At 70.9% G+C, this 26993-nt stretch carries 20 protein-coding genes; 16 read left to right on the top strand and 4 right to left on the bottom strand.

Annotated features, from left to right (window positions below; genetic code table 11):
* Positions 1-13: 13 nt before the first annotated feature.
* The gene (locus tag Ari01nite_RS38445; protein ID WP_203787855.1) at positions 14-637 is read right to left on the bottom strand and encodes a hypothetical protein; all 624 of its coding nucleotides are present in this window, start codon (positions 635-637) and stop codon (positions 14-16) included.
* A 78-nt stretch (positions 638-715) separates the two neighbouring features.
* Between Ari01nite_RS38445 and Ari01nite_RS38440 the strand changes: the two genes are divergently transcribed.
* The 3 genes from Ari01nite_RS38440 to Ari01nite_RS38430 are packed head-to-tail and all read left to right on the top strand — an operon-like array spanning position 716 to position 5056.
* A complete protein-coding gene (locus Ari01nite_RS38440; protein ID WP_203787853.1) occupies positions 716-3355 on the top strand; it encodes a valine--tRNA ligase in 2640 nt (879 codons plus the stop codon).
* A 10-nt stretch (positions 3356-3365) separates the two neighbouring features.
* The gene (locus tag Ari01nite_RS38435; protein ID WP_203787850.1) at positions 3366-4691 is read left to right on the top strand and encodes a bifunctional folylpolyglutamate synthase/dihydrofolate synthase; all 1326 of its coding nucleotides are present in this window, start codon (positions 3366-3368) and stop codon (positions 4689-4691) included.
* On the top strand, positions 4688-5056 hold the full coding sequence (locus Ari01nite_RS38430) for a DUF4233 domain-containing protein (protein ID WP_203787848.1): 369 nt from the start codon (positions 4688-4690) through the stop codon (positions 5054-5056). Before Ari01nite_RS38435 ends, Ari01nite_RS38430 begins: the two co-directional genes overlap by 4 nt.
* A 31-nt stretch (positions 5057-5087) precedes the next feature.
* Here the strand turns inward: Ari01nite_RS38430 and Ari01nite_RS51100 are convergent, their stop codons facing one another.
* Positions 5088-7178 carry a VOC family protein gene (locus Ari01nite_RS51100; RefSeq protein WP_275410913.1) on the bottom strand — a complete coding sequence of 697 codons (2091 nt, stop codon included), beginning with the start codon at positions 7176-7178 and terminating at the stop codon, positions 5088-5090.
* A 149-nt stretch (positions 7179-7327) separates the two neighbouring features.
* Between Ari01nite_RS51100 and ndk the strand changes: the two genes are divergently transcribed.
* The 3 genes from ndk (at position 7328) to Ari01nite_RS38410 (ending at position 11988) form a co-directional block, all read left to right on the top strand.
* The gene (gene ndk, locus Ari01nite_RS38420; RefSeq protein WP_203787846.1) at positions 7328-7744 is read left to right on the top strand and encodes a nucleoside-diphosphate kinase; all 417 of its coding nucleotides are present in this window, start codon (positions 7328-7330) and stop codon (positions 7742-7744) included.
* Between the two features lie 270 nt (positions 7745-8014).
* A complete protein-coding gene (ileS, locus tag Ari01nite_RS38415; protein ID WP_203787844.1) occupies positions 8015-11152 on the top strand; it encodes an isoleucine--tRNA ligase in 3138 nt (1045 codons plus the stop codon).
* Positions 11153-11295: 143 nt separating this feature from the next.
* Positions 11296-11988, top strand: coding sequence for a lysophospholipid acyltransferase family protein (locus Ari01nite_RS38410; RefSeq protein ID WP_203787842.1), 693 nt, complete (start codon positions 11296-11298; stop codon positions 11986-11988).
* Here Ari01nite_RS38410 and Ari01nite_RS38405 read toward each other — a convergent pair.
* Positions 11975-13096 carry a hypothetical protein gene (locus Ari01nite_RS38405; protein ID WP_203787840.1) on the bottom strand — a complete coding sequence of 374 codons (1122 nt, stop codon included), beginning with the start codon at positions 13094-13096 and terminating at the stop codon, positions 11975-11977. The two genes, Ari01nite_RS38410 and Ari01nite_RS38405, sit on opposite strands and share 14 nt — an antisense overlap.
* Positions 13097-13224: 128 nt before the next feature.
* Here Ari01nite_RS38405 and Ari01nite_RS38400 point away from each other — a divergent pair, with 128 nt between their 5' ends.
* From Ari01nite_RS38400 to obgE, 10 genes are all read left to right on the top strand, one after another.
* Positions 13225-14013: an alpha/beta fold hydrolase gene (locus tag Ari01nite_RS38400; protein WP_307837813.1), complete on the top strand. Its 789-nt coding sequence runs from the start codon at positions 13225-13227 to the stop codon at positions 14011-14013.
* Positions 14014-14022: 9 nt separating this feature from the next.
* Positions 14023-16524 carry a SpoIIE family protein phosphatase gene (locus Ari01nite_RS38395; RefSeq protein ID WP_239163373.1) on the top strand — a complete coding sequence of 834 codons (2502 nt, stop codon included), beginning with the start codon at positions 14023-14025 and terminating at the stop codon, positions 16522-16524.
* A gap of 20 nt (positions 16525-16544) precedes the next feature.
* Positions 16545-16871 (top strand): STAS domain-containing protein, encoded by a 327-nt coding sequence (locus Ari01nite_RS38390; protein ID WP_239163372.1) that lies wholly within the window; start codon positions 16545-16547, stop codon positions 16869-16871.
* A 23-nt stretch (positions 16872-16894) separates the two neighbouring features.
* Positions 16895-18883, top strand: coding sequence for a TIGR03960 family B12-binding radical SAM protein (locus Ari01nite_RS38385; protein WP_239163371.1), 1989 nt, complete (start codon positions 16895-16897; stop codon positions 18881-18883).
* 29 nt (positions 18884-18912) lie between these two features.
* Entirely contained in the window at positions 18913-19707 is a 795-nt protein-coding gene (locus tag Ari01nite_RS38380) for a TIGR03936 family radical SAM-associated protein (protein WP_203787834.1), read from the top strand.
* 132 nt (positions 19708-19839) lie between these two features.
* Entirely contained in the window at positions 19840-22851 is a 3012-nt protein-coding gene (locus Ari01nite_RS38375; RefSeq protein ID WP_203787832.1) for an Rne/Rng family ribonuclease, read from the top strand.
* Between the two features lie 120 nt (positions 22852-22971).
* Positions 22972-23502: a hypothetical protein gene (locus tag Ari01nite_RS38370; RefSeq protein WP_203787829.1), complete on the top strand. Its 531-nt coding sequence runs from the start codon at positions 22972-22974 to the stop codon at positions 23500-23502.
* 150 nt (positions 23503-23652) lie between these two features.
* Entirely contained in the window at positions 23653-23967 is a 315-nt protein-coding gene (gene rplU, locus Ari01nite_RS38365; RefSeq protein ID WP_203787826.1) for a 50S ribosomal protein L21, read from the top strand.
* Positions 23968-23981: 14 nt separating this feature from the next.
* Entirely contained in the window at positions 23982-24239 is a 258-nt protein-coding gene (rpmA, locus tag Ari01nite_RS38360; RefSeq protein WP_203787823.1) for a 50S ribosomal protein L27, read from the top strand.
* Positions 24240-24310: 71 nt separating this feature from the next.
* The gene (gene obgE, locus Ari01nite_RS38355) at positions 24311-25816 is read left to right on the top strand and encodes a GTPase ObgE (protein WP_203787820.1); all 1506 of its coding nucleotides are present in this window, start codon (positions 24311-24313) and stop codon (positions 25814-25816) included.
* 93 nt (positions 25817-25909) lie between these two features.
* Here the strand turns inward: obgE and trpS are convergent, their stop codons facing one another.
* Positions 25910-26875 (bottom strand): tryptophan--tRNA ligase, encoded by a 966-nt coding sequence (gene trpS / locus Ari01nite_RS38350; RefSeq protein WP_203787817.1) that lies wholly within the window; start codon positions 26873-26875, stop codon positions 25910-25912.
* Positions 26876-26993: the final 118 nt, after the last annotated feature.

Raw genomic sequence — 26993 nt, 5'->3', positions numbered from 1 at the left:
TTTCCAGCGGTTTCTAGCGCTTCTGGGTCGCGTCGCGAATCTGGATCAGCAACGGCGCCGCGTCGGACAGCTGGCGGCCGGGGAACATCGCCAGCGCCAGGCTGCCGTGATCGGCCCAGCCGCAGACCGGCATGTCGCCGTCGTCCGAAGCGGTGACGCCGCACTTCACCGTCCCGCCCAACGAGCCGGCCGGCACCTCGCGAATGTCGCGTACGGCGCCCTCGTTGTCGGAAATGAGCTTGAACGCGGTGTCCAGGTCGGCCTCGGGCGTCCAGAAGAGAGTCGTGCCGCCGAAGAACAGAATGTTCTGGCCGGCCGCATCCGTGTAGACGGCGCCCACCGTCTTGTCTACGTCGACGTCCGCGGACAGTGCGTTCTGCATGTATTCGGAAATGGAGCGGGCGTCGTCACCCTCGTCGAGCCGGAGCGCGCCGATCTGGCCGGGCGGGGTCAGCGTGGCGTCTTTCTGCGAAACGATCCGCCAGGCCGACCAGCCCATTGCCGCGGTGCCCGCAAGTGCCGCCGCGGCGAGCGTGGACAGCAGAATCAGGCGGACCTTTGAGCGGGGGCGCGGTGGCTCCTCGGGCTGCTGTGCGCTGAGCTCGACGTGGCCGATGTCGATCGGGGCCTCGGACATTGCGCGAGCCTAGCAACGATCCCCAAAGGGAGGAGGTGCGAATTCGGGGTTCCGGCACCGGCTCCGTAGACTTGTCGGGTGACCGAGACCTCCCAGACCCGCACCCCGGACAGCCGGCCCACCGGTGGCCTCTCCGCCCAGTACCAGCCGGGCGAGGTAGAGCAACGGCGGTACGAGACGTGGGTATCGGCGGGCTACTTCACGGCGGACGCCAAGAGCGACAAACCAGCGTTCTCGATCGTCATCCCGCCGCCCAACGTCACCGGGTCGCTGCACATCGGGCACGCCCTCGACCACACCATCCAGGACATCCTCTCCCGGTTCAAGCGCATGCAGGGCTTCGAGGTGCTGTGGCTGCCCGGCATGGACCACGCCGGCATCGCCACCCAGAACGTGGTGGAACGCCAGCTCGCCGCACAGCAGCTGTCCCGCCACGACCTGGGCCGCGAGAAATTCGTGGAAAAGGTCTGGGAGTGGAAGGCGCAGTCCGGCGGGGCCATCCTCGGTCAGATGCGCCGGCTCGGCGACTCGGTCGACTGGGCACACGAGCGGTTCACCATGGACGACGGCCTGTCCCGGGCCGTCCAGACCATTTTCAAGCGGCTGTACGAGGACGAGCTGATCTACCGGGCCAACCGGATCATCAACTGGTGTCCCCGGTGCCTGACAGCGCTCAGTGACATCGAGGTGGAGCACACCGACGACGAGGGCGAACTGGTCTCGATCCGGTACGGCGAGGGCGACAACGCGATCGTGGTCGCCACCACCCGTGCCGAGACCATGCTGGGTGACACCGCGGTTGCCGTGCACCCCGACGACGAGCGGTACAAGCACCTGATCGGCACCGAGGTCGAGCTGCCGCTCACCGGGCGCCGCATCCCGATCGTCGCCGACGAGCACGTCGACCCGGCGTTCGGCACCGGCGCGGTCAAGGTGACGCCGGCGCACGACCCCAACGACTTCGAGATCGGCCAGCGGCACGACCTCCCGAGCGTCACGATGATGGACGAGCGCGCGGTCGTCACCGTGCACGGTCCGTTCCAGGGCCTGGACCGGTACGAGGCTCGTCCCGCCGTGGTGGCCGCGCTGCGCGAAGAGGGCCGGATCGTCGCCGAGAAGCGTCCGTACCTGCACTCGGTCGGTCATTGCTCGCGGTGCAAGACCACCGTGGAGCCGCGCCTGTCGCTGCAGTGGTTCGTCAACACCGGCCCGCTCGCCAAGGCGGCCGGCGACGCGGTGCGCGACGGCCGGGTCACCATCGAGCCGGCCGAGCTGGCCAAGCGCTACTTCGCCTGGGTCGACAACATGCACGACTGGTGCATCTCACGGCAGCTGTGGTGGGGACACCGCATCCCGGTCTGGTACGGCCCCAACGACGAGGTCGTCTGCGTCGGGCCGGACGAGCAGCCGCCGTCCGGCGAGGGCTGGCACCAGGACGAGGACGTGCTGGACACGTGGTTCTCGTCGGCGCTGTGGCCGTTCTCCACGATGGGCTGGCCGGAGCGGACCGAGACGCTGGAGAAGTTCTATCCGACCAGCGTCCTCGTGACCGGGTACGACATCCTCTTCTTCTGGGTGGCCCGGATGATGATGTTCGGCCTGTACGCGATGGATGATGTGCAGCCGTTCGACGTGGTGAACCTGCACGGCATGGTGCGCGACGGGCACGGCAAGAAGATGTCGAAGTCGTTCGGCAACGTGGTCGACCCGCTGGACTGGATCGACCGCTACGGCGCCGACGCCACCCGGTTCACCCTGGCCCGCGGCGCCAACCCGGGCTCGGACGTGCCGATCAGCGAGGAGTGGTGCCAGGGCTCCCGCAACTTCTGCAACAAGCTCTGGAATGCGACCAGGTTCGCGCTGATGAACGGCGCGACCGTGCAGGGCGATCTGCCGCCGGTCGAGGAACTGTCCGCGATCGACAAGTGGATCCTGTCCCGGCTCCAGCACGTCGTCGGCGAGGTCGACGAGTACTTCGCGACCTACGAGTACGCCAAGGTCTGCGACGCGCTCTACCACTTCGCCTGGGACGACGTCTGCGACTGGTACGTCGAGCTGAGCAAGCCGGTGCTGTCGGCCGACACCCAGTCCGCCGCCAACACCCGGCGCGTCCTGGGCCACGTACTCGATCAGCTTTTGCGCCTGCTGCACCCGGTGATCCCCTTCGTCACCGAAGAGCTGTGGATCGCCCTGACCAGCGGCGAGACGGTCACCCTGTCGGCCTGGCCGCAGGCCGTTCCGGCGCTCGTCGACGACGCGGCCGAGGAGGAACTCGCGGCCCTGCAGAAGGTCGTCACCGAGGTCCGCCGGTTCCGCTCCGACCAGGGGCTCAAGCCGAGCCAGCGGGTCTCCGCCGCGCTCACCGGCCTGGGCAACGTCGGCATCGACACGCACGAGCCACTGATCCGTTCGCTGGCCCGGCTCGACCCGCCGGCGGCCGGCTTCACCGCGACCGCGACGCTCGCGGTGACCGGCGGCATCACGGTCGACCTCGACACCCGCGGGACGATCGATGTGGCGGCCGAGCGGGCCCGGCTGGAAAAGGACCGCGCCGCCGCCGAGAAGGAGGCGGCCCAGTGCCGGGCCAAGCTCGACAACGACGCGTTCATCGGCAAGGCGCCCGAGCAGGTGGTCGCCAAGATCAAGGACCGCCTCGCGGCGGCCGAGTCGGACCTCACCCGGATCGCCGCGGCGCTGGCCGCGCTGCGAAGTGCATAAAGAGCAAACCATGAGCGAGTACGACGAGGTCACGGCCGCGCTGGAGCAGCGCGGCTTCACCCGGATGGTGTTCGACATCCGCAAGATCCGGGATCTGATGGACGTGCTGGGCAGCCCGCAACGGGCGTACCCGGCCATCCATCTGACCGGCACCAACGGCAAGACCAGCACGGCGCGCATGATCGACGCACTGTTGCGGGCGCACGGCGTGCACACCGGCCGGTACACCAGCCCGCATCTCGAAACGCTGCGCGAACGGATCAGTCTGGACGGCGAGCCGATCTCCGAGGAACGGCTCGTGTCGACGTACCGCGAAATCGAACCGCTGGCCTCGCTCATCGATGCGCGGAACTCGGAACCGCTGACCTACTTCGATATGACCACCGCGATGGCCTACGCCGCCTTCGCCGACGCGCCGGTGGATGTGGCCGTGGTCGAGGTGGGGCTGGGCGGCGAGGACGACGCGACAAACGTGATCGAGGCGGGCGTCTGCGTGCTCACCCCGATCGGGCTCGACCACACCGAGTGGCTCGGCGACACCATCGAGGACATCGCCTGGGCCAAGGCCGGCATCATCCACAAGGGCGCCACGGTGGTCACCTCGCTGCAGACCGAGGAGGCGATGCGGCCGATCCTGGAGCGCTGCGCCGAGATGGGCGCGACGCTGGCTCGGGAGGGCAGCGAGTTCGGGGTGGTGGAGCGGACCCAGGCGGTCGGCGGCCAGGTGCTCACCCTGCAGGGCCTCGGCGGCGTCTACGACGAGATCTTCCTGCCGCTGTTCGGCCAGCACCAGGCGCAAAATGCGGCAACCGCGCTGGCCGCGGTCGAGGCGTTCCTCGGCGCCGGCAAAGACCGGCAGTTGCAACTCGACCTGATCCGTGAGGGCTTCGCCCAGGTCGACTCGCCGGGCCGGCTCGAACGGGTCCGCAGCGCACCGGCCATCCTGCTGGACGGAGCGCACAACCCGCACGGCATGGCCGCGACGGTGAGCGCGCTGGAGGAGGAGTTCGCGTTCCGGCACCTCGTCGCGGTGGTCGCGGTGCTCGGCGACAAGGACGCGTCCGGCCTGCTCGACCTGCTGGAACCGGTGGCCGCCCGGATCGTGGTGACGCAGAACAGCTCGCCACGCTCCATGCCGGTGGCCGAACTGGCCCAGGTGGCGGCCGGCATCTTCGGCGAGGACAGGGTCACGGTCGCGCAGACCATGCCGGACGCGATCGAGGAGGCCGTGGTCCTGGCCGAGTCCGACACGTCCGGCGAACTGAGCGGCGTGGGCGTCCTGATCACCGGCTCGGTGGTAACCGTCGCCGACGCGCGGAAGCTCCTGAAGCGATGACCGAGCCGCCCCGGTCCGGCCTGCGCAACCCCCGGGCAGCGGTACGAGGTCTGGGCGCCGGCACCCTGGCGCTGGAGGCGATCGTGCTGCTCCTGGGCATCCAGCCGATCCGCGTCATGGGCGGCGACCTGAGCGGCTGGGGCATCGGCGCGGTGATCGCGCTGGCGGTGTCGGCGGCCGTCCTGGCCGGCCTGATGCGGCACCGGTGGGCGTGGGCGGCGGGGAGCGCGCTCCAACTGCTGCTGCTGGCGAGCGGGCTGCTGCACTGGTCCCTGGCCGTGCTCGGCCTGATCTTCGGGGCGGCCTGGTGGTACGCCCTGAACGTCCGCCGGACAATCCTCGGCACGCCGCCCCCAGACGCCTGATCTGCGGCGGCGGGGTCAGGCGGGCGGCGGGTCAGGGCTGGCGGATGGCTCGCCACTGGGTGATGGCGATGTTGTGGTCGTCGGGGTCGCGGAAGGTGGCGGACCAGAGTTCCAGGCGGTCCCCGCGGTTTACCGGGCGGGGGCCGTGGACGAACGGGACGCCCTTGGCCTGCAGCTCGCCGTAAACCGCTTCGATGTCGCCCACCTCGAGGTTGAGGTAGATCAGGCGGCCGGCCTCGTTGCCGAGTTCGCCGACGGTGCGCAGGACCAGGCGGGTGTCGCCGGAGGCCAGGACGGCGCTTCCGTCGCCGCTGTCGAGTTCGTAGAAGCCGAGGGTGTCCCGGTAGAAGGCGATCGACCGGGACAGTTCGGTCACCAGGACCGTGATGCCGACGCCGTAGATCGCTCCGGCGGGGCCGGGGCGGGCGCTGGGATAGGCCGTGATCAGGTCGTCGGCGTGCTCGTCGGGCTCGGGGGTCTTGGGCGGCGCGGACCACGGACCGGCACCGGCCGCAGCGGTGTTGCTCGCGGCGGTGGGCGGCGGGGTGGGGTGGTCTGCCGCCGGTGCGGGATCGGGGTCCGTTGGCTCGGCGTGGGGTCGTTGCTCCGCGTGCGTGGGGCGGGTGACCTTGTCTTTTACGGCGGCCGCCGCGGCGGTGAAAGCTGCCGCCATGCCGGCTATCACGCCGGTGGGCCTGGGGCCGGCGGCTGCTGTTTCGGCGTCGTGGGCGGCGTTCGACATGAACCTGGTCGACTCGCGGGGAGCGGCGGGCGGCGCGATCAGGTCGTCGGCCACGGCCGATGCTGCCTGGGGCGTGGACTCGGGGGCCGGGTCGGGGTCGCCGTCCAGCGGCAGGTCGATGTCGTCGTGCGGCTCGGGGGCCGGTGGGCGGGGGGTGGTCGGCTGTGGCGCGGCCCTCGGCGGGGACACCGGCTCGGGGGCGGTGGGGAACGAGGTCATCGGTGACGGGGTCGCCGTGGTCGAGGTGGCGGTGGGTTCGGGGCGCCGGATGGGCTCCGCCCGGGTGGTGGTCTCGCCCGTATCGGGGACCGGCTCGTCCAACGGGACGTCCACCGGCAGCGCGTCGTCGTGGTGCGGGGGACGCTGGGTCGGTGGGGGTGCCGCGGCAGCCTGGTCGGCCATCGTTTCTGGGTCGACCATCGCCTGCGGGTCGGCCGTAGCGGTGGCGGTGCCGCCGCGGGGGCGCGGGCTGGGGCGGGTGCCCGCGGGGCGGGCCGGACCGGGGGCGGATGCTGCGGCGCGGGCGGCGCCGGCCGCGCCCGCGAAGGTGGCGGCGGTCGCCGTGGCGGGAGCGGCACCGCCGGGACGGCTCCACTCGCTGGGGCCGGGCTCCTCGGGGGCTTCCTCTTCCGTCGCGGCGAACTCGTCGGCGGGGGGCGCGGCATAGGAGCCGGCGGCGGCCCGGCGGGGGAGCGGCTGGGGCTGGGCGTCGGCGTCCACCAACTCGCCCTCGACCACCGGGCCGCCGGGCGTGTCGCGTACCACCACCGGAATTTCCTCGTAGGTCGCCCCGGGCGGAGGCGGCGGCGGGGGCTCGTCCGGCGGCGGGGACCAGCCGCGGTCGCGGGCCGCCCAGGGCGGTGGCTCGACGTCACCCAGCAGATCGTCGTCGGGGATCTCTTCGTACTCGGTGGGCGGGGGCGGCGGGTCCTCGCCGCGTTCGTGCGGGGTGGCCTCGTCCCAGTTGATGCGGACCCGGCGCATGTCGTCCACGTCGACCGTGATCGGCAGGGTGTCGCCGGGGAACGGCCACTTCACCACGGGGACCCGCGGCTCGCGGATGGTCACCTCGGAGGTGGGCAGGCCGGGGGCGACCACGACGGCCTGGATCTCGGCGCGGCCGTAGACCGCGGACGACGTGGGCGGCGGGGAGATCGCGCGGACCTCGGCGGTGCCGGCCACCCAGGCGCGCGCGCCGCGGCGCACCACATTGACCATGCCCAGGGCTATCGACAGCGCCAACAGGGCCAGGCCGAAGATGACGACCCCCCAGCTGGACATGCCCAGGCCCAGCGCCATCACGAAGACGGCGATCGTGCCCATGACGGCCGCCACCAGCTTGCGTGCCGGTGCGACAGGACGGCCGGTCTGGTTTGCCAATGTGGACCTCCTGCTCGTTCCCCGTCAGGTTATTGCCCGGCGCCGGTTCCGCGAAAGTGCGGTAGTCCCGGCGTTGCCGCTCGCCCGAATCCGGGTACCGATAGGCTGAACCTCGCGTGTCGGTCCGTCGGTAGTCCTGGAGGAACCCCGTGTCCAGCCCCATCGAGCGTTCGCTCGTGCTCATCAAGCCCGACGCGGTCCGCCGCGGCCTGATCGGTGAGCTCCTCGCCCGGTTCGAGCGTAAGGGCCTGGTCGTCGACGCGCTGGAGATGCGCACGATGGACGCGGCGCTGGCCGCCGAGCACTACGCCGACCACGTGGACAAACCGTTCTACCCGCCGCTCAAGGAGTTCATGACCGGCGGTCCGCTGGTGGCGCTGGTGCTCAGCGGCGACCAGGTGATCGAGGTGGTCCGGGCCATGCTCGGCGCCACCGACGGGCGCAAGGCCGCGGCCGGCACGATCCGCGGCGACTTCTCGCTGTCCAACCGGGAAAACCTGGTGCACGCCTCCGACTCGCCGGAGAGCGCGGCCCGCGAGCTGGCCCTCTGGTTCCCCAAGCTCTAGCCCCGGGACCAGCGCCGAGGCGTACCACTTAATGCGGATGAGGGAGTCCTGGGGTGACCGGTATCGTTGTCACCACGCAGGCACTGAACCGGCCATCACCGGGGAGCCTCCGGAAGAACGGACCTTCGGGTCTCACTAGAACCGGGCGGATCGGCACGCGCGCAGCGCCGGTCGAATGAGCGGGCGGGGTGGTTTGCCCCGTCAAGCGAGGTGGTACCGCGGGCTCTGTGCTCGTCCTCGCAGTCGGATGATGACTGCTAGAGGAGAACCATGGCCTATCCCAAGCACACCGACGCGACGGGCGTGCCGGCCAGCCCGGACCTGCCCGCGGTGGAGCGCGCGGTGCTGGAGCACTGGGCGGCCGACCAGACCTTCGAGGCGTCCGTCGAGCAGCGGCCGGCCGGTGCGAACGGCAGCAACGAGTACGTCTTCTACGACGGGCCGCCGTTCGCCAACGGGCTGCCGCACTACGGGCACCTCTTCACCGGGTACGTGAAGGACCTGGTCCCGCGCTACCAGACCATGCGCGGCAAGCGGGTGGAGCGGCGTTTCGGCTGGGACACCCACGGGCTGCCCGCGGAGGTCGAGGCCGAGAAGCAGCTCGGCATCACCACCAAGGCGCAGATCGTCGAGCTGGGCCTCGACAAGTTCAACGAGGCGTGCCGCTCGTCCGTGCTGGCGTACACCAAGGACTGGGAGCGCTACGTCACCCGGCAGGCCCGCTGGGTGGACTTCGACAACGACTACAAGACCCTCGACCTCAGCTACATGGAGTCGGTCATGTGGGCGTTCCGGACGCTGCACGACAAGGGCCTGGTATACGAGGGTTTCCGGGTGCTGGCGTACTGCTTCCGGTGCGAGACGCCGCTGTCCAACACCGAGACCCGGATGGACGACGTCTACCGGGACCGGACCGACCCGGCGCTGACCGTCACGTTCCAGCTGGAGACGGGGGAGAAGGTCGCGGTCTGGACCACCACGCCGTGGACGCTCCCGTCCAACCTGGCGCTGGCGGTCGGCCCCTCGCTGGAGTATGCGGTTCTCCAGAAGAACGGCGAGAAACTGCTGGTGGGCGCGTCCCGGCTGGGTGCGTACGCCAAGGAGCTGGAGGGGTACGAGCAGGTCGGCACCGTGCTGGGCCGGGACCTGGCCGGGCGGCGCTACACCCCGCTGTTCGACTTCCTGGTCGAGCACGCCGGCCCGGCGGCATATCAGGTGCTGGCCGCCGACTTCGTCACCGACGAGGACGGCACCGGCGTGGTGCACCTGGCGCCCGCGTTCGGCGAGGACGACCAGAACGTCTGCAACGCGGCCGGCATCCCGACCGTGGTGACCGTCGACGAGCACACCCGGTTCACCGGGCTGGTCCCGCCGTGGCAGGGCGTGCAGGTGTTCGACGCCAACAAGCCGGTGATCGCCGAGCTCAAGGGCCGGGGCGGCGTGGTGCTGCGGCACGACGGCTACACGCACTCCTACCCGCACTGCTGGCGCTGCGACACACCGCTGGTCTACAAGGCGGTGTCGTCCTGGTTCGTGGCGGTGACCAAGTTCCGGGACCGGATGGTCGAGCTCAACCAGGAGATCACCTGGACGCCGGCGCACATCAAGGACGGCTCGTTCGGCAAGTGGCTGTCCAACGCGCGGGACTGGTCGATCTCCCGGAACCGGTTCTGGGGCTCGCCGATCCCGGTGTGGAAGTCGGACGACCCGCAGTACCCGCGGGTCGACGTGTACGGCTCGCTGGAGGAGCTGTCGCGTGACTTCGGAGTGACGGTCACCGACCTGCACCGGCCGTACATCGACGAGCTGACCAGGCCTAACCCGGACGACCCGACCGGGCAGTCGACCATGCGCCGGGTGCCGGAGGTGCTGGACTGCTGGTTCGAGTCGGGCTCGATGCCGTTCGCCCAGGTGCACTACCCGTTCGAGAACAAGGACTGGTTCGAGCACCACTACCCGGGCGACTTCATCGTCGAGTACATCGGGCAGACCCGCGGCTGGTTCTACACCATGCACGTGCTGGCCACCGCGCTGTTCGACCGGCCCGCGTTCCGGAACTGCCTGAGCCACGGCATCCTGCTGGGCGAGGACGGCCGGAAGATGTCGAAGAGCCTGCGCAACTACCCGGACGTGTACCGGGTCTTCGACACGTACGGCTCGGACGCGATGCGCTGGATGCTGATGTCCTCGCCGGTGCTGCGTGGCGGTGACATGCCGGTCACCGAGGTGGCGATCCGCGACTCGGTGCGCCAGGTGCTGCTGCCGCTGTGGAACGTCTGGTACTTCTTCAGCCTCTACGCGAACGCCTCGGGCCACTCGGCTGCCCTGCGCGTCGATTCACAGCACCTGCTCGACCGGTACATCCTCGCGAAGACCGGCGAGCTGGTCACGGACGTCCAGAACCAGATGGACGAGTACGACATCTCGGGCGCTGCCGCATCGGTGCGGTCTTACCTGGACGCACTCACCAACTGGTACGTGCGGCGGTCCCGGGACCGGTTCTGGGCCGGCGACGCGGACGCGTTCGACACCCTGGCCACCGTCCTGGAGACGGTGACCCGGGTGGTGGCGCCGCTCGCGCCGCTGACCGCCGAGGAGATCTGGCGCGGCCTGACCGGTGGCCGGTCGGTGCACCTGACCGACTGGCCGTCGGCGGATCCGTTCCCGGCCGACCACCAGCTGGTGGCCTCGATGGACGCGATCCGGGACGCGGCCTCCGCGGCGCTGTCCCTGCGCAAGGCCCGCGCCCTGCGGGTCCGGCTGCCGCTGGCCCGGCTCACCGTGGCCACCGCGGACGCCACCGCGCTGGCCGGGTTCGCCGACCTGCTCGCCGACGAGGTCAACGTCAAGGACGTGGTCTTCACCGGCGACGTGGCGGCGTACTGCCAGCAGGTGCTCACCGTGGTGCCGCGGGCGCTCGGCCCGCGGGTCGGCAAGCAGGTGCAGCAGGTGATCCAGGCGGTCAAGAAGGGCGACTGGCAGCTGGTCGACGGCGCGCCGGTCGCGGCCGGTGTCACCCTCCAGGAGGGCGAGTACGAGCTCAAGCTGGTCGCCGCCGACGTGGCGAACTCCGCTCCGCTGCCGGCCGGCGCCGGGGTCGTGGTGCTGGACACCGCGGTCACCCCGGAGCTGCACGCCGAGGGTCTGGCCCGGGACGTGATCCGGGTGGTGCAGCAGGCCCGCCGGGACGCCGGCCTGGACGTCGCCGACCGGATCTCGCTGGCGGTCTCGGCCGCCGAGCCGGTGCGGCGCGCGGTGGAGGCTCACCGCGAGTTCGTGGCCGGCGAGACGCTCGCGCTCGCGGTGTCCTTCGCGGACGCCGGCGCGCCGGGCTTCGCCGGCGAGGTGGGCGAGGGCGAAGCCGTCACGGTGACGGTGGAGCGCGCCAGCCAGTCATTGGATCTGTGATATCTGGCAACCCGACCCGGATATTTGCCGCCTGTGCGGTGAACGTCCGGGTCGGTTGGCAAGATCGACACGAACTTCCGGGGTGCCGTCCGATAACCTCACCCTGCCCCCACTTCTTGCGCAGGACCCCGGAGGATCCCCAGTTGCCGCTGCTCTACTCGATCGGCAAAGTCACCGTCGGCAACGCCCTGATGCTGGGCTGGCGTCCGCATGTCGAGGGCCTCGAGTTCGTGCCCCGCACCGGCGGCGCGATCTTCGCGGGCAACCACCTGTCGGTGGCCGATGAACTGTTCCTCGGCGCCGTCGTGCCGCGGCACCTCGCGTTCTGGGCCAAGTCCGAATACTTCGACGGCACCGGCCTCGGCGGCTGGCTCACCCGCAACCTGCTGAACGGCCTCGGCGCCATCCGGGTGGAGCGGGGCGGCGGCCGCGCGGCGCTCACCGCGTTCGACGGCGCCATCCCGGTGCTCAAGTCCGGCGACATGGTCGTGGTCTATCCCGAGGGCACCCGCTCGCCGGACGGCCGGCTCTACCGGGGACGCACCGGCGTGGCCCGGCTCGCGGTGGCGGCCGGCGTCCCGATCATCCCGGTCGGCATGCTCGGCACCGACAAGGTGCAGCCGATCGGCCAGCCGTACCCGATGCCGTTCCGCGGCAAGATCACCGTCCGGTTCGGCAAGCCGATCGAGACGGTGGGCCGGCCCGACGACCGCACCGCGCTGCGCGCCCTCACCGACGAGGTGATGGGCGAGATCCAGAAACTGACCGGGCAGGAGTACGTGCCGCGGTACGCGCCGGCGAAGGCGCCGGTCGACGGCGAGGCTACCCCGGGCTGAGCACCGCGTCGCGCAGCCGGCCGACCAGCTCGGCGCTGTCGTCCAGCGAGCGGCGGGTGAGCAGCACGGTGGCCATGCTGCCGTGGTCGGCCCACGCGCAGACCACCACCGCCGTGCCGTCCACCCGGCCGATGCCGCAGAACTCGTGCGCGCCCAGCTCGCCGAGGTCGAATTTCTGCACGCCGGACAGCTTGAGATCACTGGACAGGGTCTCCAGCTGGGTCCGCGCGTCGGTGCCCGGGTTGAACCGGAAGCCGGTCACCCCGAACAGGGTGACCCGTTTGCCGCGGTTGTCGCCGTAGACGCCGGCGAAGGCTCCGTCGGTGCCGGCGTCCGTGGCCCGCAGCTCGTCGGCCAGCCGTTCGACGGCCCGCTGGCTGGCGTTGTCGTCGCGGCGGTTCAGGTCGGCGAAGGTCTGCGGCAGGGTGGCGCTGACCGGGTGCTGGCGGGCGGCCGGGAACTGGAACCAGGCGATCGGTCCGCCGCAGCAGCAGACCAGGCCGAACAGGCTGAGGAGCGCGAACCGGCGGCCCCAGCGGCGACGTTTGCGGGGCGCCGGCGGCAGCGGGCGCTGCGGTTCGCGCGAGACCCACGGGGGCGGAGCGGGCAGGCCCGATCGAGGTTGGCCCGGTCGAGGTTGGCCCGGTCGGGGTTGGGCCGGTCGAGGTTGGACCGCCAGGCGGTTCACCGGCGTCTGGCGCTGGTCGGCCATCCGGGCTCGGGCCGATTCCAACTCGCGGGCGGCGCGCTCCCGGGCCTTGCGCTCCTTCTTGCTGATCTTGGGAGGTTTCGCCGCCGGCGGCGGCTCGAGCCGGGTCGGCGGTGGTTGCTCCAGGCGGGTCGGTGGCAGGTGCGTTTCGGGCATTTGCGGTACGGCGGGGAACGGGTCGACCGGTGTGTCCTCGCCCTCCCAGGGGTCGACGGCCGGGATGGTGGCCCAGTCGGTGTGCTCCGGTGCCGGTCGCCGCCGCGACCACCACGCCTGCTTTTCGCTCGCCGCGGGCACGGTCGCTGAGCCGCTCCACCGCACCGGCGCGTCCACGGTCGACGGCTCCTCGCCGCCGTCCACGCGCGTCGGGTCCGGAGTGCCGGCCGCGGGGTCGGTCATCGGTCGATCTCCTTCGTCACCTCATCCCAGGTTAGAGGCGGTGCGCCACCGGGCCCGGCGCGAAGGCGGACAACTTGGGCGATGTGCCGGACCGTCCGGAGCCGTATGGTTACCGAGACATGAGAACGATGCAGAGAAACGCTGTCACGTTGACCGGCAACCAGCTCGGTCAGCCGATGATGTTCGCGCACGGTTACGGCTGCGACCAGAACATGTGGCGTCTGGTGGCGCCCGCCTTCGCGGACACGTATCGGCTCGTTCTTTTCGACCATGTCGGCAACGGCAAATCCGACCTTTCGGCATATGACGACGAGCGTTACGCCTCGCTCAGCGGCTACGCCGACGACATCCTCGAGATCCTGCACGAGCACGACCTCTGGGATGTGGTGTTCGTCGGGCACTCGGTGAGTTCCATGATCGGCATCCTGGCGGCCAACAAGGAGCCGGAGCGGTTCGCCAAGCTGGTCCTCGTCGGACCCTCCCCGCGGTACATCAACGAGCCGGCCGACGGCTACGTGGGTGGGTTCGCCCGGGCCGACATCGAGTCCCTCCTGGACTCCCTGGACGCCAACTACCTGGGCTGGTCCAGTCAGATGGCACCGGTGATCATGGGAAACCCGCAGCGGCCGGAACTGGGCGAGGAACTGACCAACAGCTTCTGCCGCACCGATCCGGACATCGCCAAGAAGTTCGCGCGCGTCACCTTCCTCTCCGACAATCGCGACGACCTGCTCAAGCTCCGCACGCCGGCGCTGATCCTGCAATGCTCCGACGACGTGATCGCGCCCGGCGTCGTGGGGGACTACGTTCATAGGCACACGGCGGGCAGCACGCTGGTGCAGATGAACGCCACCGGACACTGCCCCAACCTCAGTGCTCCGGACGAAACGATCGAAGCGATGAAGGCTTGGCTGTAAAGCGGGACCGTGAGTGATTCTGGTGGGCCGGACGTGACGCAGGAGTTACGGCTGCCCTGGGACGACGACCCGAACGACCTGTACGAGCATGCGCCGTGCGGGTATCTGACCACGCTCCCCGACGGGACCATCGTCAAGGTCAATCAGACGTTCCTGACCTGGACGGGATACACCCGGGCCGAGTTGGTCGGTCATCGTCGCTTCCGGGATCTGCTCAGCTCCGGCGGCCAGATCTATCACGAGACCCACTACGCCCCGCTGCTGCGCATGCAGGACGAGGTGCACGAACTGGCCTTCGACGTGGTCTGCGCGGACAGCCGCACGCTGCCCACGCTGGTCAACTCGACGCTGGCCCGCGACGGGTCCGGCGAGCCGCGGGCCATCCGCACCACGGTCTTCAACGCCACCGAGCGCCGCGGCTACGAGCAGGAACTGCTGTTCGCCACCCGGCGCGCCGAGGAGTCGGAGCGCCGCGTCCAGGTCCTCCAGCAGATTGTGGCCGACCTGGCCGCGGCGCCGACCGAGGCCGAGGTGGCCGAGGCCGTGGTGCGTGCGCCGGAACCCGCCTTCGGCGCCACCAGCAGCAGCATCTACCTGGTCGACCAGGAACGCGACCTGATCGTGGCGGTGGCTTCGACCGACCCGACCACCGGCAACTGGGACGACATGCCGCGGTCCTCGCCGCGCGCGGTGGCCCGGGTGGCCGATCGTGGCGACCTGCACGTGGTCGGCTCGCTGACCGACGCCAAGCAGCACTTCCCGGACCTGGTCGAGACCATGCGCCGGTCCGGGCGCAACACGGTGGTGCTGCTGCCGCTCACCACCGGCCCGTCCGACGAGCAGTCCAGCTCGGAGACCCTGGGCGTGCTCGCGTTCAGCTTCACCGGCGAGCGGCAGCTCAACGACAACGAACTGCGCGTCGTACGCCTGCTCGGCCAGCAGGCCGGCCAGGCGCTCGACCGGGCCCGGCTGTACGACGAGGCCCGCCGCCGCGAGGACCGGGCCACCTTCCTGGCCGGCACCGCCCGCTCGCTGGACGAGCTGCACCGGCTGCTGCCCAAGGCCCGGCGCCTGGTCGACCGCGCGGTGCCCGAGATCGCCGACTGGGCCGTGCTCCGGCTCCAGGTCGGTCCGACCGGCCTGCTCGAGGAGGCCGGTGGCCCGGCGCCGGATCCCGAGCTGCTGGCCGCGGCGGTCGCCCGGGCGACCACTGCCGGTCAACCGATCTTCCCTGGCGACACCGACCCGCTCGGCTGCGTGGTGCTGCCGCTGACCGCCCGGGGCCGGGTGCTCGGCACGCTGGCGCTGCGCATGCCGCTGGACCGCCGCGGGCTGGCCGCCGAGCGGGCCTTCCTCACCGACCTGGCCGACCGCACCGCACTGGCGCTGGAGAACGCCCGGCTCTACGAGCAGGAACGGCAGATCGCCCGGACCCTGCAGCGCAGCCTGCTGGCCAGCGACCTGCCCAGCGGCGACGTGCGGTTTGCGGTGGAGACCCACTACCAGGCCGGCTCCCAGGACCTCGAGGTCGGCGGCGACTGGTTCGACGCGTTCAAGATCACCAAAGACAAGCTGGCCGTGGTGGTCGGCGACGTGGTGGGCCGGGGCATCGACGCGGCCACCACGATGGGCCAGCTGCGCAGTGCGGTCCGGGCGCTGGCGAACGCCGAGGAGGGGCCGGCCCGGCTGCTGGTCGGCCTGGACCGGTTCGTCGAGCGGGTCGAGTCGGCCCGGATGGCCACGGTCGCCTACGCCGAGGTCGACCTGAGCAGCGGCGAGCTGACGTACGCGTGCGCCGGGCACCTGCCGCCGCTGCTGCACGAGCCGGCCGGCAGTCCCGAGTTCCTCCTCGATGCGCGGTCGGCGGCCCTCGGCTCGCGGGCCGGCAACAACAACCGCACCGAGCACCGGCGTCGGCTGCCGGCCGGGAGCCGCCTGCTGCTGTTCACCGACGGACTGATCGAGCGGCGGACCCGGCCCATCGACAAGGGCTTCGAGGTGCTGGCCCGGGAGTTCGACCAGCGCCGCGACTCGCCGCTGCAGGGATTCACGGCGGCGCTGGCCGACACGATGGTGGGCCGGGACAACCTCGACGACGTCTGCCTGCTCTGCCTCACGCTCGGCACCGAGGAGCGGATCGAGCGCACTATCGGCGCCGAGCGTGTGCAGATCGCGCTGCTGCGCGCCGACCTGCGTGGCTGGCTCGAGTCGCACGACGTCGACTCCGAGTGCCGGGACGCGGTGCTGCTGGCCTGCTCGGAGGCCGTGGCGAACGCGATCGAGCACGGTTACCGGGACGACCCGTTCGGCATGATCGACGTGACCGCCACGGTGAGCGGCGACGCGGTCGAAGTGCGGGTCACCGACCACGGCACCTGGCACGATGCGGTGACCGACGTAGCCCGCGGGCGCGGCCTCCAACTGATCCGGGAGTCGATGGACCAGGTCAACTTCGACCGCAGCGACGGCACGACCGTTACGATGCGGCGCAGCCGAGGGGAGGCCAAGTGACGCATCAGACGGATCAGTGGGTGACCTTTTCGAAGTTCGGCGACGCCGAGCTGGTCAGCCTGACCGGCGAGATCGACCTGGCCAACTCGGCCGAGATCGGCCGGGCCATCGTGAAGCGGATCAACCAGGCCGGCAAGGTCCTGATCGACCTCACCACGGTCTCGTTCCTGGACAGCGCCGGGGTGCGGCTGCTGGACGCGCTGGTGGGCGACCTGTCCGCGCACGGCACGCCGACCCGGCTGGTGGTCGGCGAGCGCGGAGCGGCCCGGATGACGCTCCAGCTTTGTGCCTTTCGCGAGGACGTGCTGACCACAGATTTGGACCGGGCCGCGGCGGAACTCCGTTAATCGCCCGCGTACCCTGGAGTCCCATGAGCGTGCAGTCCGTCTTTCCTCAGCTCGAGCAGCTGCTGCCCCGGATAAGCAAGCCGATCCAGTACGTGGGCGGCGAGCTCGGCGCCGTCGTGAAGGACTGGGACGCCACCACGGTCCGCTGGGCTCTGATGTACCCCGACGCGTACGAGGTGGGCCTGCCCAACCAGGGCGTGCAGATCCTGTATGAGGTGCTCAACGAGCAGGACGACGTGCTCGCCGAGCGCACGTACGCGGTCTGGCCCGACCTCGAGGCGCTGATGCGTGAGCACGGCGTGCCGCAGTTCACGGTCGACGCGCACCGGCCGGTCCGGGCCTTCGACGTGCTCGGCCTGTCGTTCGCCACCGAGCTGGGCTACACCAACATGTTCACCGCCCTCGACCTGGCCGGCATCCCGCTGCTCAGCGCCGACCGCGGCCCGGACGACCCGATCGTGCTGGCCGGCGGCCACGCCAGCTTCAACCCGGAGCCGATCGCCGACTTCCTGGACGCCGCCGTGCTCGGCGACGGCGAGGAGGCGGTGCTCGAGATCAGTGGCATCATCCGGGAGTGGAAGGCCGAGGGCTGCCCCGGCGGCCGCGACGAGTTGCTGCTGCGGCTGGCCCGCACCGAGAGCATCTACGTCCCGCGTTTCTACGACGTCGACTACCTGCCGGACGGCCGGATCCAGCGGGTCGTGCCCAACCGCCCGGACGTGCCGTTCCGGGTCGCCAAGCGTACGACCATGGATCTTGATGCTTGGCCCTATCCCAAGAAACCGCTGGTCCCGCTCGCCGAGACGGTCCACGAGCGCTACGCCGTGGAGATCTTCCGGGGCTGCACCCGGGGCTGCCGGTTCTGCCAGGCCGGCATGATCACCCGGCCGGTCCGGGAGCGGTCGATCACCACGGTCGGCCAGATGGTGCGGGAGGGCCTGGAGTTCTCCGGGTTCAACGAGGTCGGTCTGCTCTCGCTGTCCAGCGCCGACCACTCCGAGATCGGCGACATGTGCTCCGGCCTCGCCGAGCAGTACCAGGGGACCAACGTTTCGCTGTCGCTGCCGTCGACCCGGGTGGACGCGTTCAACATCGACCTGGCCCAGGAGCTGTCCCGCAACGGGCGGCGCACCGGCCTCACCTTCGCGCCCGAGGGCGGCTCCGAGCGGATCCGCAAGGTCATCAACAAGATGGTGACCGAGGAAGACCTGATCCGGACGGTCGTGACGGCGTATTCCAACGGCTGGCGCCAGGTCAAGCTCTACTTCATGTGCGGTCTGCCCACCGAGACCGACGAGGACGTGCTCCAGATCGGCCGGATGGCGCACGAGGTGATCAAGGCGGGCCGGCAGGCGACCGGCAGCAAGGACATCCGCTGCACGGTGTCGATCGGCGGGTTCGTGCCCAAGCCGCACACCCCGTTCCAGTGGGCGCCCATGGAGCGGCCCGAGGTCATCGACGGCCGCCTCCAGCTGCTCAAGCAAGAGATCAACAGCGACCGGTCGCTGGGCCGGGCGATCGGTTACCGCTACCACGACGGCGAGCCCTCGCTGATCGAGGGCCTGCTCTCCCGGGGCGACCGGCGGGTCGGCGCGGTGATCCGGCGGGTGTGGGAAAAGGGTGGCCGGTTCGACGGCTGGAGCGAGCATTTCTCGTACGCCCGCTGGGTCGAGTCGGCCGCCGAGGTGCTCCCGGGCTTCGGTGTCGACCTGGACTGGTTCACCACCCGCGAGCGCGAGCAGTCCGAGGTGCTGCCGTGGGACCACCTCGACTCGGGTCTCGACAAGGACTGGCTCTGGCAGGACTGGCAGGACTCGCTAAACCAGTACGAACAGGACGACTGCCGCTGGACCCCGTGCTTCGACTGCGGCGTGTGCCCGTCGATGGACACCGAGATCCAGATCGGCCCCACGGGTAAGAAGCTGCTGCCCCTGACCCCCGTGAACCATCCAACCGCCCCGCCCGCCGCCCAAAATTCGCCTGAAGGCCATCCCCTGCGGGTCCCAGTCTAGGAGTAAACATTCCCCCCAAGAACCAACCGGTGGGCGGCCAGGCACCGGTCGTCCAGCGGATCCGGCTCCGGTACGCCAAGCGCGGCCCGCTGCGCTTCACCTCGCACCGGGACTTCGCCCGTGCGTTCGAGCGTGCCCTGCGGCGGGCCGCGGTGCCGATCGCCTACTCCCAAGGCTTCACCCCCCACCCCAAGATCTCGTACGCCTCGGCGGCGCCCACCGGCGTCGGCAGCGAGGCCGAATACCTGGAGATCGGCCTGCAGGCACCGGTCGACCCGGCCGAACTGCGGACGGCCCTGGACGCCGCCCTGTCGCCGGGACTGGACATCCTCGATGCCGTGGTGGCGGTCGAGGGCGCCGGCAGCCTGGCCGACCGGATCGACGCCTCCCGCTGGCGGCTGGAACTGCCGTCGATCGACCCGGCGGTGGTGGCGGCGGCCGTGAAAAGTTTTCTGGAAACCGGCGAGGTGCTGGTCGAACGCATGACCAAGCAGGGTCGCCGGTCCTTCGACTGCCGTGCCGCAGTGACCTACTTCGCTGTGTCGGACCAGCTGGCTGAGGTGTCCGACCTACCTTCCGGGGCGGACGGCGCACGGTGTGCGATAATCGACCTTGTCGTGCGACAGGTAACGCCCGCCGTTCGACCCGATGACGTCCTTTCCGGCCTGCGCGTGGTGGCTGGCCTGGAGCCGCCGGTGCCCCCTCGGGTGACCCGGCTGGCCCAGGGCGCACTTACCGTGCAGGGGGAGATCGTCGATCCGTTGGACGCGGATCGCGAGCCGCTCCCACCTCGGATGGAGACGGACGTCATCGGAGGCCGCTAGCTGTTCGCAGCCGGCGTCCAAAGGCAGACTTCGGCAGCCCGTCCGCTTACCCGGCCGGACCCGAAAAACTTGCGGCGACCCTGCGTGGCAGCGCTCACACGCGCCCGGGGTGGCCAGAACTGGAGAGCGCCCATGCTCGATAACGAGCCACAGGGCGGTGAACTCGACGGAGCGGTTACACCGCCCGCCGAAACCGCCGCCGATACAACTACCAGCACCCCTGCCCGCCGTACCCGGACTACTCGCAAGAAAGCCGCGGCCCCCGCAGCCGACGACGGCGCCGGAGCCGGAGCCGGAGCCGGAGCCGAGCCTGGCACGGCCATCGAGGCCGGCGCCGCACAGGATGCGGTGACGGAGGCCGAGACCGTCGTAAAACCGGTCAAACGCACCCGTCGCAAGGCGGTGGCCGCCGAGCCGTCCGCCGACGCCGAAACCTCCGAGGAGCCGGCGGCGCCGGTGAAGGCCACCCGCGCCCGGCGCAAGAAGGCTGCGCCGGCCCCGGTGGCGGAGCCCGCTCCGGTGGTCGAGGAGCCGGTCGCCGTCGAGGACGAGGAGGACGAGGAGGCCGCCGCCGAGGCGACGGCACCGCTCGCCGTCCCGATCATCGGCGTCCTGCCGCTGGACGACGACTTCGTGGAGGAGGAGCCGGGGCCGCGGGCCCGCAAGGCCGCCCTGCCTCCCGCCGTACTCTTCATGCCGCCGGAAGCCACCGAGGCGGCGCCGGCGCCCGCGGTGCGCCGTTCCCGCCGGGCCGCCGCGGCCGCCGTGGCCGAGGAGCCTGCCGCCGCGGTCGCCGAGGAGCCGGTTGCTGAGCCGGCCGCCGTGGCCGAGGAGCCGGCCGAGGGCGTCCGCCGCAGCCGGCGCCGCCGTCGCGGTGCCGCCGCCGAGGAGCCGGCCGAGCCGGTCGAGGCCGCCGAGACCGTCGTCGACGAGGTGGACGAGACTGCCGACGACGTCGAGGACGGCATCGAGGACGAGGACGAGCTCAGCGCCGGCCGGCGTCGCCGCCGCCGGGGCCGTCGCGGCCGGGGCCGCGGCAAGGGCCCCTTGGAGGACGGCGACGACTCCGTCGAGGACGAGGCCGAGTCCTCCGCCGAGGACGAGACCGCCGCCGAGGATGAGGCCGCCGACGACGGCGAGGACGACGGCGTGACCCGCCGCCGGCGTCGCCGGCGCCGCAAGGGCTCCGGCGGCGACGCCGAGACCGGCGGCATCGAGGACGGCGTGCACACCGTGGTGCGGGTGCGCGAGCCCCGCCGCAGCGACGAGGTGCAGGGCGTCTCCGGCTCGACCCGGCTCGAGGCCAAGCGCCAGCGCCGCCGGGACGGGCGTGAGCAGCGCCGCACCCGTCCGCCGATCCTGAGCGAGTCGGAGTTCCTAGCCCGCCGCGAGGCGGTCGACCGGGTCATGGTCGTCCGGCAGAAGCCGGACCGCACCCAGATCGCCGTGCTCGAGGACGGCATCCTGGTCGAGCACTACGTCGCCCGGGCCACCTCCGGCACCATGGTCGGCAACGTGTACCTCGGCAAGGTGCAGAACGTGCTGCCCAGCATGGAGGCGGCGTTCGTGGACGTCGGCCGGGGCCGCAACGCGGTGCTGTACGCCGGCGAGGTCAACTGGGACGCCACCGGCCTGGAGGGCCGCGCCCGCTCGATCGAGCAGGCGCTCAAGTCCGGCGACTCGGTGCTGGTGCAGGTCACCAAGGACCCGATCGGGCACAAGGGCGCCCGGCTGTCGAGCCACATCGCGCTCTCCGGCCGGCACCTGGTCTATGTGCCGAACGGCAACGCGTCCGGTATCAGCCGCAAGCTGCCGGACACCGAGCGCAAGCGGCTGCGCGACGTGCTCAAGAAGCTGGTGCCGGACGGCGCCGGGGTGATTGTGCGGACCGCGGCCGAGGGCGCCAGCGAGGACGAACTGGCCCGCGACGTCAAGCGGCTGCAGGCGCAGTGGGAGGAGATCCAGCGCAAGGCCGCCGAAGGCCACGCGCCGGTCGCCCTCTCCGAGGAGCCCGACCTGGTCATCCGGGTGGTGCGGGACCTCTTCAACGAGGACTTCCGCGAGCTCGTGGTGCAGGGCGATCAGGCGTACGCCGAGGTCGAGAACTACCTGAACTCGGTCTCGCCGGACCTGGTCGAGCGCCTGCACCGGTACACCGGCGCGGCCGACGTCTTCGCCGACAAGCGGATCGACGAGCAGATCCTCAAGGGGCTGGACCGCAAGGTGTTCCTGCCGTCCGGCGGCCACCTGGTGATCGACCGCACCGAGGCGATGACCGTGGTGGACGTCAACACCGGCAAGTACACCGGCGCCGGCGGCAACCTCGAGGAGACGGTCACCCGCAACAACCTGGAGGCGGCCGAGGAGATCGTCCGCCAGCTACGGCTGCGCGACCTCGGCGGCATCGTCGTGATCGACTTCATCGACATGGTGCTGGAGAGCAACCGCGAGCTGGTGCTGCGGCGGCTCACCGAGTGTCTGGGCCGCGACCGGACCAAGCACCAGGTCACCGAGATCACCTCGCTCGGCCTCGTGCAGATGACCCGGAAGCGGATCGGCTCGGGCCTGCTCGAGGCGTTCAGCGAGACCTGCGACCACTGCAAGGGCCGCGGCCTGGTGGTACACACCGAGCCGGTGCCGGAGAAGCGGTCCAACGGCGGCGGTGCGGCCCAGGTCAAGGCCGTCGCCGCAGCGGCACGGATCGAGGCGCCGCCGCAACAGCAGCAGTCGACCCGGTCACGCCGGCGTCGCGGCGGTGCCGAGCCCGCGCCCGAGCCGGTCGAGCTGCTGGCCGAGCCGGCAGCCGCCGCGCCGGTCACCGAGGCAGTGGCAACCGAGGTGGAAAGCCCGATGGCGATCGCCGCCGAGCTGCCGCCTCAGCACCCGGCGTCGGGCATCGTGGGCCGGGCCCCGGCACCGGTCGCCGCGGCCGACTCGGACGACGACTACGACATCAGCGGCTACGACCTGTCCCGCTACGAGTCGGCCGAGCCGGAGGTCGAGCCGCTGCGGCTCACCGGGGCGGACGACCCGGATGCGGCCGACGATGACGACGAGGACGAGGACGATGAGCCGGTCGGCGCCGGCGCGGGCGGCCGTCGACGGTCGCGGCGCGGCGGTGCCCGGCGGCGCACCCGTCCCTAGCTCGGATGACGCGACGGGAGCGGTTTGGTAAAGAAAGTTAACTGCCAAGCCGCTTCCGGCGGTCAGCGTCGGCTACCCTCGCGGGGATCGATCACCATCCCCCGAGGAGATTGAGTTCCGATGCGACGCCCCCTCGCCGCCGCGCTAGCCCTTCCCGTCCTCGCCCTGGCCGGTTGCTCCGGTGACGGCGCCGGCGGGACCACCACGACCGGGCCCGCACCGGTCACCAATCCGTCGGTCGGCGCGCCCGCCGGCGGTTCGGCCGTGGCACCCCCGCCGGTGGACCCGTCGGTGGCCGCGGCCGGTGACAAGGCGCTGTCCGGCAACACCAAGGCCATCTGCGACCAGGCGGCGCGCACCAGCGCCACGTTCGGCGAGACCTTCATCGCCGACCTCAAGCTCCAGATCGACGCCGCGAGCCAGGGACCGGCCGCCAAGGCGCAGGCCCAGCAGAAGATCGACCGGGACGTGTCCAGCTATTCCTCGGCGCTGTCCGGGATGGCCGAACTGGCCGGCGACAGGGCGCTCAAGACCGCGTTGACCCAGATGAGCAAGCAGGTGCAGGCGCTCAAGGGCGACGTCACCAAGCTCAATGCGGACAAGATGTCGGAGCTCACGGCTACCCTCGACAAGGCCTGCGGGAAGGCCTGAGGCCCCGGTTTGGGATCGACCGGACCCATGACGTACGCTTGTCGACGGCGCTTTTTCGGCGCCGTGCTTCCCGCGGAGTCATGGCGGGGTTACAAGCATCATCCGCCAAGCAGCGGTCCACGCTGCGCAAGTCTCAGGGAGTCCGCGTCCATGTACGCGATCGTCAAGACCGGCGGCAAGCAGTACAAGGTTGCCGAGGGCGACGTGATCGAGGTCGAGAAGCTCGCGGGTGTGCCCGGCGATGCGCTGACGCTCGCCGCAGTCCTCCTCGTCGACGGTGACAACCTGGTGACCGACGCGGCCAAGCTTGCCAAGGTGACGGTGTCCGGCGAGATCGCCGAGCACACCAAGGGTCCGAAGATCCGGATCCACAAGTTCAAGAACAAGACCGGCTACCACAAGCGCCAGGGGCACCGTCAGCCGCTGACCCGCGTCAAGGTGACCGGCATTAAGAGCGGGAAGTAAGGGGCGGATCAGCCATGGCTCACAAAAAGGGTGCGTCCAGCTCGCGCAACGGCCGTGACTCCGCCGCGCAGCGGCTCGGCGTCAAGCGGTTCGGTGGCCAGCTGGTGAACGCCGGCGAGATCCTGATCCGGCAGCGCGGCACCAAGTTCCACCCGGGCGACCTGGTCGGCCGCGGCGGCGACGACACGCTGTTCGCGCTGGCCAAGGGCAACGTGCTGTTCGGTAACAGCCGGGGCCGTAAGACCGTCAGCATCGTGCCGGTCGCGGAGTAGTTCGTTCTTTCTCAGCGGGCCACGGACCCTGATGGGTCCCTGGCCCGCTGTTGCTTTTTCGAGGAGTTTCAGTGACCACGTTCGTCGATCGGGTCGTGTTGCACCTGCAGGCCGGTGACGGCGGGCACGGCTGCGTCTCGGTGCGCCGGGAGAAGTTCAAGCCGCTCGGCGGTCCCGACGGGGGCAACGGCGGGCACGGCGGCAGCATCACGCTGGTCGTCGACCCGCAGCAGCACACGCTTCTCGACTTCCACTTCCACCCGCACATCAAGGCGGCCAACGGCGGGGGCGGTGCCGGCGCCAACCGGGACGGCGCCAACGGCAAGGACCTGGTGCTCAAGGTGCCGGACGGCACCGTGGTGCACACCCAGGACGGCGAGGTGCTGGCCGACCTGATCGGGGCCGGCACCAGCTTCGACGTGGCCCGCGGCGGCCGCGGCGGCCGCGGCAACGCCTCGCTGGCCAACACCCGTCGCAAGGTGCCCGGCTTCGCCGAGCTGGGCGAGCCCGGCGACCAGCTGGACGTGGTGCTGGAGCTCAAGAGCGTGGCCGACGTGGGCCTGGTGGGCTTCCCGTCGGCCGGCAAGTCTTCGCTGATCTCGGTGCTGTCCGCGGCCAAGCCGAAGATCGCCGACTACCCGTTCACCACGCTGGTGCCCAACCTGGGCGTGGTACAGGCCGGCGACCAGACCTACACGATCGCCGACGTTCCGGGCCTGATCCCGGGCGCGGCCACCGGGAAGGGCCTCGGCATGCAGTTCCTGCGGCACATCGAGCGCACCTCGGTGCTGGTGCACGTGCTCGACTCGGCGGCGCCGGAGATCGAGCGGGACCCGCTGGCCGACCTGGACGCGATCGAGGCGGAGCTGGCCGCGTACGGCGGGCTCGAGGACCGGCCGCGGCTCGTGGTGCTCAACAAGATCGACATCTCGGACGGCCGCGACCTGGCCGAGATGGTCCGGCCCGACCTGGAGGCCCGCGGCTACCCCGTCTTCGAGGTCAGCGCGGTCACCCGCGAGGGACTCAAGGAACTGACGTACGCGCTGGCCACCGCGGTCGCCGAGCACCGGCTGGCCCGGCCCGCGCCGGAGCCGACCCGGGCGATCGTGCGCCCGCGCGCGGTCGACGAGCAGGGCTTCACCGTCGAGCAGGACGCCGAGGGCGTGTTCGTGGTCAAGGGCGCCCGGGTTGAGCGCTGGATCCAGCAGACGAACTTCGACAACGACGAGGCGGTGGGCTACCTCGCCGACCGGCTGGAGCGGCTCGGCGTCGAGAGCGAACTGGCCAAGAAGGGCGCCCAGCCGGGCGACCCGGTGCGGATCGGCGAGCGCGAGTTCGACTGGCAGCCGACCGCGGGCGAGTACGTGACCGGCCCGCGCGGCACCGACGCCCGTCTCGAGGACGCCAGCGGCCGGGCCACCGCGGCGCAGCGCCTCGCGGCCCGTAAGGCGCGCCGGGTGCGCTCCGACGACGAACTGCTGCACATGGCGCCGGACGGCACGATCAGCAGCGTCGCGAACGCGCAGCGGCCGGTGCTGGTGACCGACTCCGACGATGAGGACGACACCGACGAATAGGACGTCGCCAGCTCGTCGCAACCCCACGGACAGCGGCCCCGCCTACTGTCGCGCCCGTGCTGATGCCCCGCGCACGACCCGGACCTCGGGGTGTTAGTCCAGTAATCCGATGGCCGCGCGGGCCCGTCGTACGGTGGCCTGGGCAAGGGGACGCACCCGGGTCTTGCCCTCCGCCAAGATCTCGCGAACGTGCCCGGGGTCCTTGGAAAGCTCGGCGTACCGCGCCCGGATGGGCGCGAGCAGATCCTCCACCGCGTCCGTCACCTCCCGTTTCAGCGCGCCGTAGGAGGAGAACTCGCCCGGTTCGCGGCCGGTGCACTCGGCCAGGATGCCCAGCAGGTTGGTCACTCCTGGCTGATGCTGCGGATCGTGGCGAACCACGCCGATCGCGTCGGTGACCGCCCGGCCGATGGTCCGGCGGATCACCTCGGGCGGGTCGAGCAGCCCGATCCGGCCGGCCGTCGACGAGGCGCTCTTGCTCATCTTGCGGGTCGGCTCGGCCAGGTCCATGATCCGCGCGGAGGACTCCGGCCGGACCCCCTCGGGCACCGTGAACGTCTCGCCGTACCGGGCGTTGAACCGGGTGGCGAGCGTGCGGGACAGCTCGAGGTGCTGATTCTGGTCGTCGCCCACCGGCACCTGCTGCACGTCGTACACCAGAATGTCGGCGGCCATCAGCACCGGGTAGGTGAGCAGGCTGAGCCGGACCGGGCCGCCGCCCGCCGACTTCTCCTTGAACTGGATCATGCGGGCCGCCTCGCCGAAGCCGGTCGTGCATTCCAGCAGGTAGTGCAGCTCGACGTGCTCGGGAATCTGCGAGTTCGCGATGATCGGCGTGCGCTGCGGATCGATGCCGGCGGCCAGCAGCACGGTGGCCACCTCGAGCGTGGTGGCCCGGACGGTCGCCGGATCATGCTCCAGGGTGAGCGCGTGCAGGTCGGCGATCATGGCGATCGTGTCGGTGGTGTGTTGCCTGGCGACCAGCGGGCGCATGGCGCCCAGCAGGTTGCCGAGGTGCAGCTTGCCGGTGGGCTGAAAGCCGGTGAGACGGCGGGTCATGGTCGGTTCCTTCCGTGCGGGGAGGCAGCCGTCCCCGCCGGGAACCGTCGTGTCATGCAGAGTCGTGTCATGCAGAACGGCCGCCCGAAGGGGCGGCCGCGATGAGGTCATGCGCGTC

This window comes from Paractinoplanes rishiriensis (genome assembly GCF_016862375.1).
Lineage (GTDB): Bacteria > Actinomycetota > Actinomycetes > Mycobacteriales > Micromonosporaceae > Actinoplanes > Actinoplanes rishiriensis.
Note: the sequence above shows the minus strand (reverse complement) of the source record. Positions and strands in the feature narration are given on the sequence as shown.